We start from the raw sequence: 8,920 nt of genomic DNA, 5'->3' as shown, positions 1-8,920 counted from the left end.
CCGCCCTGGTCCCGCCGCCGGTCGCCGGGATGCCGCCCGCCCCGGCGCGCGCCCCGCCGCAGCAGCCCCGCGCACCCCCCGCCGCCTGACGACCGCCCAAGCCGCGCCCCGGCGCGTCCCGCATCGTCAGGAGAACACCCCATGCCATCCCTTGCGCGCGCCGCCGGCGGCGCGCTGTTGCTCGCCGGCCTGCCGGCCCTCGCCGCGGCGCAGGCGTCCGAACCCGGCGCCACCCTGCCGGAGATCCAGGTGCTGGGCCGCGCCCCCGGCTCCCTCACCGTTCCGCCGGTGGAGGAGCAGCGCCGGCAGGTGGAGCAGGCGCCCGCCGCCGTCCGCTTCGTGGATGCCGAGCAGTTCCGCAACCGCCGCGCCTTCAACCTGCGCGACGTGTTGGCCGAGACACCCGGCGTCTTCGTGCAGGAACGCTACGGCCAGGAATTGCGGCTTTCCATCCGCGGGTCCGGCATCGCCCGCGGCTTCCACCTGCGCGGGGTGGAGGTGCTGCAGGACGGCATCCCGGTGAACCTCGCCGACGGGTCCGGCGATTTCTACCAGATCGACCCGCTGGCGCTGCGCAGCGTCGCGGTCTTCCCCGGCGGCAATGCGCTGGCCTATGGCGGATCCAGCCTGGGCGGGGCGGTGAATTTCGTCACGCCCACGGCGCAGACGGCGGAAGCGCCCAACATCCTACGCGCCGAGGCCGGCACCTTCGGCACCTGGCGCCTGTCCGGCCAGGTCTCCCGCATCTGGGGCGACTGGGATGCGCTGGCCAACTTCAGCCATTTCTCCACCGATGGCTGGCGCCGCCACAGCCGCGGCCAGTACGACCAGTTCAACGCCAATGTCGGCTACCGCATCTCCGACACCGTCGAGACGCGGTTCTATGCCGGGATCTACAACACCAGGCAGCTGCTGCCCGGCGCCCTGACGCTGTCCCAGGCGCTGAACACGCCGCGCATCGCCAACCCGGCGGCGCTGGCCGGCAACCAGGCGCGCAATGTCTGGGCGGAGCGCTTCGCCAACCGGACCACGGTGCGGCTGGAGGCCGGGCAGCTCGACGTCGATTCCTGGGTGATCCACAAGCGGCTGTACCATCCGATCTTCCAGGTGATCGACCAGGACGGGCTGACCTGGGGCATCGCCCCGCGCTGGACCCATTCCTTCACCGCGGGCGGCCTGCGCAACGACCTGGTGGTGGGGCTGCGCTACTTCGCCGGCACCAACGACGCCGACCAGTATGTGAACCTGCGCGGGTCGCGCGGGCGGCAGACCCTCTCCTCGGTCCAGCGGGCGCAGAATTACGAGGCCTATCTGGAGAACCGGCTCTGGGTGGTGCCGACGCTGGCGGTGGTCACCGGGGCCAAGGCGCTGCGCAATGAGCGGGAGTATGAGGATCGCGGCCGCGGCCTGGCCAATTCCCGCGGCGCCATCGCGCTCGGCCGGACCTATGACGGCTTCGTCCCGCGGCTTGGCCTGCTGTGGCAGCCGCAGCCGGACCTGCAATTCTTCACCAACATCACCCGCAGCCAGGACGTGCCGGATTTCAGCGACCTGACGCAGCAGGTGCGGGGCAGCACGAATTTCGTGCCGCTGCAGGCGCAGCGTGCCTGGACGGTGGAGATCGGCACGCGCGGGCGGCAGGACCGGCTGGCCTGGGACGCGGTGCTGTTCCGCTCCAACATCAACGGCCAGCTGCTGCAATTCACCCCGGCCTTCGGCGTGCCGGCCAACACCTTCAACGCCGGCACCACGGTGAACCAGGGCGTGGAACTGGCGCTGCGGGCCGACCTGGCGCGCGGGCTGGCGCGGGAGGGCGATGCGCTCACCCTGGGGCAGGTCTGGACCTATAACGACTTCCGCTTCCGCGGCGACCCGCAATACCGCGACAACCGTATCGCCGGCCTGCCGCCGCATGTGCTGCGCACCACGCTGGCCTATACCCAGCCGGACCGCTTCTTCGTCCGGCCGGCGCTGGACTGGGTGCCGCAGGGCGCCTGGGCGGACTACGCCAACACGCTGCGCGCCAACGCCTATGTCCTGCTGGGGCTGGAGGCGGGGGTGACGGTGGCGCCCGGCGTCAGCGTCTTCGTCGATGCCCGCAACCTGACCAACAAGCGCTACGTCACCGACCTGTCCACCATCGCCGATGCGCGCGCCGCGGGCGCCAACACGGCGGTGTTCTACCCGGGGGACGGGCGCAGCGTATACGCCGGAACGCGGATCGCCTTCTGATCCGCGCCACGATCGGGGGGGATGGGGTGGCTTGCCTGTCCGGCGGGCCACCGGCCCGCACGCCGGTTTGATGCCGCTTCCCGCCGCCGCGGTTCCGGCCGGCGCCGCCGCATGCCATCCCGGGCCATCCATCCCGTCCAGGCAACCGGAGTGCCGCCATGCAGGACCTGACCGAGGGCGCGCGCCAGCGCCTGCAGGAGATCGCCGCCCGCCACGACACGAGCATGGAGGCGGCCGCCATGCTGCTGCGGGCGCTGGCCGCGGGCGGCGGCACCATGGCGCAGTTCAACCACCCCGAGCTGGGGGGCATGGGCCAGTGGAGCCAGGGCGGCATGATCATGGTGGGGGACATGTTCAACACCGGCCTGAAGCACCGCGTGGACGCGCTGTGCCAGGACCTGGCCGGATTGCTGCGGGAGGGCCCGGCCTTCGTCCCGCCGCCCGCCCGGCCGCCGGACGGCCAGACGCCGTCGCGGGGCGGCACCTGGTGGCCGGCGGCGCTCGGCGCCCCCGCCGCCTCGGGCGGGCAGAACGACATGCGCTACGCGCATTTCCCGCAGGCGGGCCGGCTGGCGGTGCAGATCGGTGGCCGCATGCGCCTGTACGACACGGGCGGGCTGCAGATCCACGGCGTGTCGCAGCAGCAGGGGCAGGGCCAATCGCTGACCGTGTCCACCAGCCAGGGCGCGCGGCGGCTAGAGGATCTGCGCCCGGCGGATGCGCCGGCGCCGACCCCCCCCGCGGCCGCGCCCATGCCCGCCCCGACAGGCGGCGAGCACCCGCTGTCCGTGCTGGCGACGCTGGGGGAGCTGCACCAGCGCGGCATCCTGACCGATGCCGAATTCGCCGCGAAGAAGGCGGAGCTTCTCGCCCGGCTCTGACCGGGCCGCGCGTGCCGGTCAGCCGATGCGGCGATAGTCCAGCCGGCGGGCCAGCCAGCAGCCGAGGGTGAGGCCCTCCACCTGGCCGCCGGCATCGCGGCGGAAGGCGAGCGTCCAGTCGCCGGGCGGCGTGTGATCCAGGGCGCGCGGGCAGGGCAGCGCCCAGAGATCGGGGCCGATCGGCTCCAGCATCTCCATCCGCCCACGGCCGAGGAACCCGCCGAAGGCGCCGTAGGGGATGCCGCCGGCCTCCACGATCTCCAGCTCCGCGCCCAGCTCCGCGCAGGCATAGCGGCCGGCGATGTCCGGGCGCGGCGCGCCGGCGCGTGGCTGCAGGCGACCCGACTGGTTCTCCGCCGCGCGGTCCATCCAGAGGCCGTCCGGCGCCGGGCGCAGCGTGGTGCGGCCATTGGTCGCGCTGCCATCCGGCTGCAGGTCCAGCCGCTCCATCCCATGGCCGAAGCGCAGCCGCACCTGACCGGGCGCCGCAAGGTCCAGGCGGGCGGCGAGGCCCGTCTCCGGCTCGGCATAGGCGCCCAGCCAGCCTGGCGCGGGCAGCGCCGGGTCGGGCTGCGGCCGCTTCGCATCCAGCACCGCCGCCAGCGAATCCAGCGCCGCGCCATGGGCGTCCGAGAGGTGGTTGAACAGCACGACGACCGAGACGCGCTCGGCCGGCAGGTACATCCGGTGGCTGCGCCAGCCGCGCAGCGCGCCGCCATGGCCCAGCGCCGCCTGGCCGAATTCCGTCGCGCGTCCCAGGCCGAAGCCATAGGGGGCCGGCGCGCCATTGGCGAAGGCGACTGGCGCCGACAGGCGCGCGGGCAGCGAGGCGGGGTCGTCGCGCGCGGCGTCGATGAAGCGTTCCCAGGCGATCATGTCGTCCAGGCTGGCGCCGAGGCCAGCATCGCCGGTCCAGAGGATGCGGTTCTCCGCCGCGCGGAAGCCGGTGGCGACGGAGCCCTCATAGCCTTCCGTCCCGTCCGGCATGGCGCGGGTATCGGCGGCCAGCAGCGCGGTGGCCATGCCGGCGCGGTCGAAGACCGGGCGCAGAAGCTCGGCAAAGCCGCGGCCGGTGACGTCCTGCAGCGCATCCGACAGCAGGCGGAAATTCTGGTTGGCGTAGGAATAGCGCGTGCCTGGCGCGAATTGCAGGCTGCGCGTGCCGGCGATGACGCGCATCGCCTCGGCATCGCCGAAGGGCGCCTCCACCGGGGACCCATGCAGCATCGCCACCGCCCAGTAGTCGCGGAGGCCGGACTGGTTGTGGGCCAGGTGCAGCGCGCCGGGCGCCGCTTCAAGATGCGGCAGGCGGGCGCGGATGGCGGCGTCCAGCGCGGCGAAGTCCTTCGCGTGTTCCAGCGCCGCCGCGCAGGTGAACTGCTTGGTGATGGAGCACAGGCGGAACAGCGTGCGCGGGGTGAAGGGGATTCGCGCTTCGGCATTCGCCCAGCCCCAGGCATGGCGCGCCAGCACCTCGCCCCGCCGCAGCAGGGCGACGGCGCCACCGGGGCCGGGATAGGCGCGCGGCAGGGTGTCCAGCAGGCGGTCGAGGCGGGTGGCGAGGCCATGATCCATGCCGGCGATCCTGGCACCACGGGCCGGCGCTGGCCAAGCGGCCTTGCCGGCCCGCTGCGCCATCCGCATCATCGGCGGCGGGAGCAATGCGTCACCGGCGAGCCGTCCCGCCCCCGCATCGCGGCGGGCGGCATCCTTCATGGCCGCGACGCGGAGTGCCGCGCGGCCGCCGACCCCGCTGCCGGAGACCCGCCATGCCCGCCCATCACGAGATCCCCGCGACGCCCGAGAGCATGATCTGGGGCACGCTGGATGCCCGCACGCCGCCCGCCCTGACGGTCGACTCCGGCGACGAGGTGACCATCGCCACGGTCCCCGCCGGCGGCTTGCCCGGCTTCCCGACCGACGGCACGCCGGTGCCGGAGGAATACCGCCTGGCGGTGGAGAAGCTGCCGCAGGGGCCGGGCGCGCATTTCGTCAACCGTCCGGTCTTCGTCCGCGGCGCCATGCCGGGCGACGTGCTGCAGGTGGACATCCTGTCGGCCGAGCCGTGGATGGATTGGGGCTTCACCTGCGTGCTGCCGCTGCTGGGCACGTTGCCGGAGGAATTCCCCGAGCCCGAGCACATCCACCCGAAGATCGACCATGCGCGCGGCGTCTGCACGCTGCCCTGGGGCACGGAGATTCCGCTGGACCCCTTCTTCGGCGTCATGGGCACCTGCCCGCCGCCGCATTGGGGCGCCTGCACCACCAATGTGCCGCGCGCCTTCGGCGGCAACATGGACAACAAGGAACTCAAGCCCGGCACGACGCTGTACCTGCCGGTCTTCAACGAGGGCGCGCTGTTCTATGTCGGTGACGGCCACGGCGTGCAGGGTGATGGCGAGGTTTGCATCAGCGCGCTGGAAACCGGGCTGCGCGGCCGCTTCCGCCTGACGGTGCGGAAGGACCTGGACTACAAGGTCCCCTTCGCCGAGACGGCGACGCATCTCATCTCGATCGGCATCGACGAGGATCTGGACGATGCCGCGAAGCAGGCGGTGCGGGAGATGGTGCGGGAGGTCTGCGCGCGCACCAACCTCTCGCGCAACCACGCCTACATGCTGTGTTCGCTGATCGGCGATTTGCGCGTCACCCAGACCGTGGACGGCAACAAGGGCGTGCACATGATGCTGGCCAAGAAATACGTCTGACTCGAGGGTTCCAAGGGCCTTTCGGCCCTTGGCGGGTGGAGCTTGAGGAGGGCAGAGCCCTCCTCAATTGTTCCGCCGGTTGTCGCTGTGCTGCGGAACTCCCGTCTGCTCGAAGCAGACCCGCGCGAAGGCCGCGACCCCCTCCCGGATCTCCTCCTTGCTCGGCAGCGCGAAGCACAGGCGCAGTTGCGACCTGGCCGCCTCCGGGTCGCAGGCCCATTCGGGGCCCGGGTTGAACTGGATGCCGCGCTCCGCCGCCGGCTTGACCAGCTTGCGGACATCCACCTGGTCCGGCAGCTTCAGCCAGAGGAAGATGCCGCCCTTGGGGACGAAGCATTCGACGCTGCTGCCGAATTCCCGCTCCACCGCCTCCACCATGCAGCGGAGCTTGTCCTCCAGCACGCCGGACAGCGCGCCGACATGGCTGTCGAAATGCTTGGAGAAGTATTCGGCCACCAGCATCTGCTCGACCGCGCCGGTGCCGCCATCGGTCTTGAGCGAGACGAGGCGGGAGAGGACGGGCCAGGGCGCCACGGCATAGGCGCTGCGCAGGGCGGGGGCGAGGGTCTTGGAGAAGGACCCGATATGGATCACCTGCGCCGGATCGAGCGCATAGAGCGCCGGCGGGGCGTCGTTGCCGGCCCAGATGAGGTCGGCATAGCACTCGTCCTCGAAGACCGGGACGCCATGCGCGCGCGCCAGGTCCAGCAGCTTGTGGCGGCGGTCCAGCGGCAGGATGGAGCCGGTGGGGTTCTGGATGGTCGGGATGGTGTAGATGTATTTCGGCGTGATGCCGCGCGCCTTCAGCCCGGCCAGCGCATCCTCCAGCGCATCCATCCGCATGCCCTGGTCGTCCAGCGCCACCGGCACGATGGTCACGCCGCGGGCGCGGATGCGGGAGATGGCGCCGCCATAGGACAGCTCCTCCACCAGCACCGTGTCGCCGGCTTCCAGCAGCAGGTCGTTGACGAGGTCTAGGCCCTGCAGCGAGCCGGAGGTGATCAGCACGTCGTCGCGCGTGCAGGCGACGCCGCGGTGACGGCCAAGCTTGTCCGCCACCAGGTCGCGCAGGCCCTGGTGCCCCTGCGGCCCCTGGCCGAGATTGTAGAGCGCGAGGCCGGCGCCCTCGCGGCGCAGGGCGGTCGCGGCGGCCTCGGCCAGCGCCTCCACCGGGATCTGCCGTGGTTCGTTATGGCCGCCGACGAAATTGTATTTCGGAAAGCCGGTGAAGCGCGCCGTGCCCGTGGGCACACCCTTGCGGAACAGGCCGTCGTAGTCCGGTCCGGACATGCTGCGATTCCTTACGCTTCGCCGTAATGCACGCGGCGATAGGGGCGGGAGACGACGGTGTCGTCGGTGTGGATGTCCCACAGGCTGGCGCCATTGCCTTCCTGGTGCCGGGCGAACATCGCCTGCATGGCGCCGAGGCCGGTGACGGTGCTGCCGCGCACGCCGAAGCCCGATGCCACGCCGGCCAGGTCGCCGCGGCCATGGATGACGAGGGAGGGGTCGAGGCCGTTGGCGCGGAATTTGTGGATCTCGGCGCCGTAGCCGCCATCGTTGACGATGGCCATCAGCAGGCGGTGGCCCTCGCGCCGGATCACCTCCAGCTCCTGCACATGCATCAGCAGGCTGCCGTCGCCTTCGATCAGCAGCACCTTGCCGTCGCGCCGGGCGGCAGCGATGCCGATGGCGGCGGGCAACCCGTTGCCGATGGCGCCGAAGTCGCAGACCACATGGATGCGTTCCGGCGCGCGGCCGCGCAGATGGGTCATGGCGATGCCGAGATAGTGGCCGCCGCCGATCACGACGTCCCAGTCCTTCGGCACGATGGCGTCCAGCTCCAGGATCGCCTGGCGCGGGTCCACCAGGCCGGGGGCGATGGCGAATTCCTTGCGGTCCGGCCGGTCCTCCGCGATCTGCGCCGCCACCGCCGGGCTGCGGAAGCCGGGCTTGCGGATGCCACGCTTGTCGAGCGCGGCGGCAATCGCCTCGGCGCCGCCAAAGGCATCGGCGCGGATATGCATGTCCGCGGTGCGCAGCCCCTGCCAGAGGCCGCGCGGGTTGATGTCGATCTGCACGGTCCGGGCGTTGGGATAGAGATAGCCGCTCTCGGTCGTGTAGGCGCCGAGGCCGACGCCGATGCCGATGACCAGGTCGGCCTCAGCGAAGAGTTCGCGGGCGCCGTCCGAGGCGAAGGAACCGGCGATGTCGAGGTTCCAGGGATTGCCCTCGAACATGCCCTTGGCCTGGAGCGAACTGGCAAGCAGCGCGCCGCAGCGCTCGGCCAGCGCCTCGATCGGCGCACGGGCGCCGGCCAGGCGGGCGCCGCGGCCGGCGATGATGGCGGGCTTCTCCGCGGTCTCGATCATCGCCACCAGCCGGTCCACCATGGCCGGGTCGGGCAGGCTGCGCTGCGGCATCGGCAGGTAGTCGGCCGAGGGGATGTAGTCCGCCATGAAGGGATAGGCCTGCTTCTGCAGATCCATCGGCACGCTCAGCACCACCGGCTTGCGTTCCAGCGCGGCGGTGTGGAAGGCCTCCCGCACATTGTCCAGCGCGCGGTCCAGCGACTTCACGGGGATGTAGCGCGCGCCGCAGGCCTGGGCGAGCGGCGCCATGTCGATCTGCTGCACGTAATAGGCCGCCAGCATCGGCGAATCGCCGGCGAAGACCACCAGCGGCACGCTGGCGCGCGACGCGATGGACAGCGCCGTCATGATCTGGGTGAAGCCCGGCCCGCAGGTGGTGGAGGCGACGCCGACCTTGCCGGTGGCGCGGGCATAGCCGTCGGCCATCGCCACCGCGCAATGCTCGTGCCGCGCATTCACCACGGTGATGCCGGGCTGGCGGGACATCGCCTCGGTCCAGTACATGTTCGCGTCACCCATCAGGGTGAACAGCACCTCGCAGCCCTCGGCCGCGAAGGCCTGGGCCAGCACATCCTGCAGCTTCACGGCCATCTCACGCTTTCCCTTGCACGAACAGGCTTCGCAGCCAGGAGAGGAAGGCACGCCAGAGCAGCGCGGGGCCGCTGAGCGCGGCGGCGGGCGCGGGCGGCGGCGGTGGCGGCGCGACCCGGGCGGGTTCCGCCGCGGC

6 protein-coding genes are annotated in these 8,920 nt (G+C 71.8%); 3 read left to right on the top strand and 3 right to left on the bottom strand.

What is annotated here, in order from left to right:
* The first annotated feature begins 141 nt into the window (after positions 1-141).
* On the top strand, positions 142-2,232 hold the full coding sequence (locus E2C05_RS24975; RefSeq protein ID WP_133222361.1) for a TonB-dependent receptor family protein: 2,091 nt from the start codon (positions 142-144) through the stop codon (positions 2,230-2,232).
* Positions 2,233-2,390: 158 nt separating this feature from the next.
* On the top strand, positions 2,391-3,113 hold the full coding sequence (locus tag E2C05_RS24970) for an SHOCT domain-containing protein (protein ID WP_133222360.1): 723 nt from the start codon (positions 2,391-2,393) through the stop codon (positions 3,111-3,113).
* A gap of 18 nt (positions 3,114-3,131) precedes the next feature.
* Here E2C05_RS24970 and E2C05_RS24965 read toward each other — a convergent pair whose 3' ends face one another.
* A complete protein-coding gene (locus E2C05_RS24965; RefSeq protein WP_133222359.1) occupies positions 3,132-4,688 on the bottom strand; it encodes a D-aminopeptidase in 1,557 nt (518 codons plus the stop codon).
* Between the two features lie 194 nt (positions 4,689-4,882).
* Here E2C05_RS24965 and E2C05_RS24960 point away from each other — a divergent pair, with 194 nt between their 5' ends.
* A complete protein-coding gene (locus tag E2C05_RS24960) occupies positions 4,883-5,821 on the top strand; it encodes an acetamidase/formamidase family protein (protein WP_133222358.1) in 939 nt (312 codons plus the stop codon).
* Between the two features lie 63 nt (positions 5,822-5,884).
* Here E2C05_RS24960 and E2C05_RS24955 read toward each other — a convergent pair whose 3' ends face one another.
* Both E2C05_RS24955 and E2C05_RS24950 read right to left on the bottom strand, forming a co-directional pair.
* The gene (locus E2C05_RS24955) at positions 5,885-7,111 is read right to left on the bottom strand and encodes an aminotransferase-like domain-containing protein (RefSeq protein WP_133222357.1); all 1,227 of its coding nucleotides are present in this window, start codon (positions 7,109-7,111) and stop codon (positions 5,885-5,887) included.
* 11 nt (positions 7,112-7,122) lie between these two features.
* Positions 7,123-8,784: a thiamine pyrophosphate-binding protein gene (locus tag E2C05_RS24950; protein ID WP_133222356.1), complete on the bottom strand. Its 1,662-nt coding sequence runs from the start codon at positions 8,782-8,784 to the stop codon at positions 7,123-7,125.
* Positions 8,785-8,920 lie beyond the last annotated feature (136 nt).

The sequence above is a fragment of the Paracraurococcus ruber genome, assembly GCF_004353985.1.
Taxonomy (GTDB): Bacteria; Pseudomonadota; Alphaproteobacteria; order Acetobacterales; family Acetobacteraceae; genus Paracraurococcus; species Paracraurococcus ruber.
Note: the sequence above shows the minus strand (reverse complement) of the source record. Positions and strands in the feature narration are given on the sequence as shown.

What these genes read in the sequence shown, in the direction of transcription:
- E2C05_RS24960 (WP_133222358.1), top strand. Translation starts at nt 4,883, where the DNA reads ATGCCCGCCCATCACGAGATCCCCGCGACGCCCGAGAGCATGATCTGG.
- E2C05_RS24950 (WP_133222356.1), bottom strand. Translation starts at nt 8,784, where the DNA reads ATGGCCGTGAAGCTGCAGGATGTGCTGGCCCAGGCCTTCGCGGCCGAG.
- E2C05_RS24965 (WP_133222359.1), bottom strand. Translation starts at nt 4,688, where the DNA reads ATGGATCATGGCCTCGCCACCCGCCTCGACCGCCTGCTGGACACCCTG.
- E2C05_RS24975 (WP_133222361.1), top strand. Translation starts at nt 142, where the DNA reads ATGCCATCCCTTGCGCGCGCCGCCGGCGGCGCGCTGTTGCTCGCCGGC.
- E2C05_RS24970 (WP_133222360.1), top strand. Translation starts at nt 2,391, where the DNA reads ATGCAGGACCTGACCGAGGGCGCGCGCCAGCGCCTGCAGGAGATCGCC.
- E2C05_RS24955 (WP_133222357.1), bottom strand. Translation starts at nt 7,111, where the DNA reads ATGTCCGGACCGGACTACGACGGCCTGTTCCGCAAGGGTGTGCCCACG.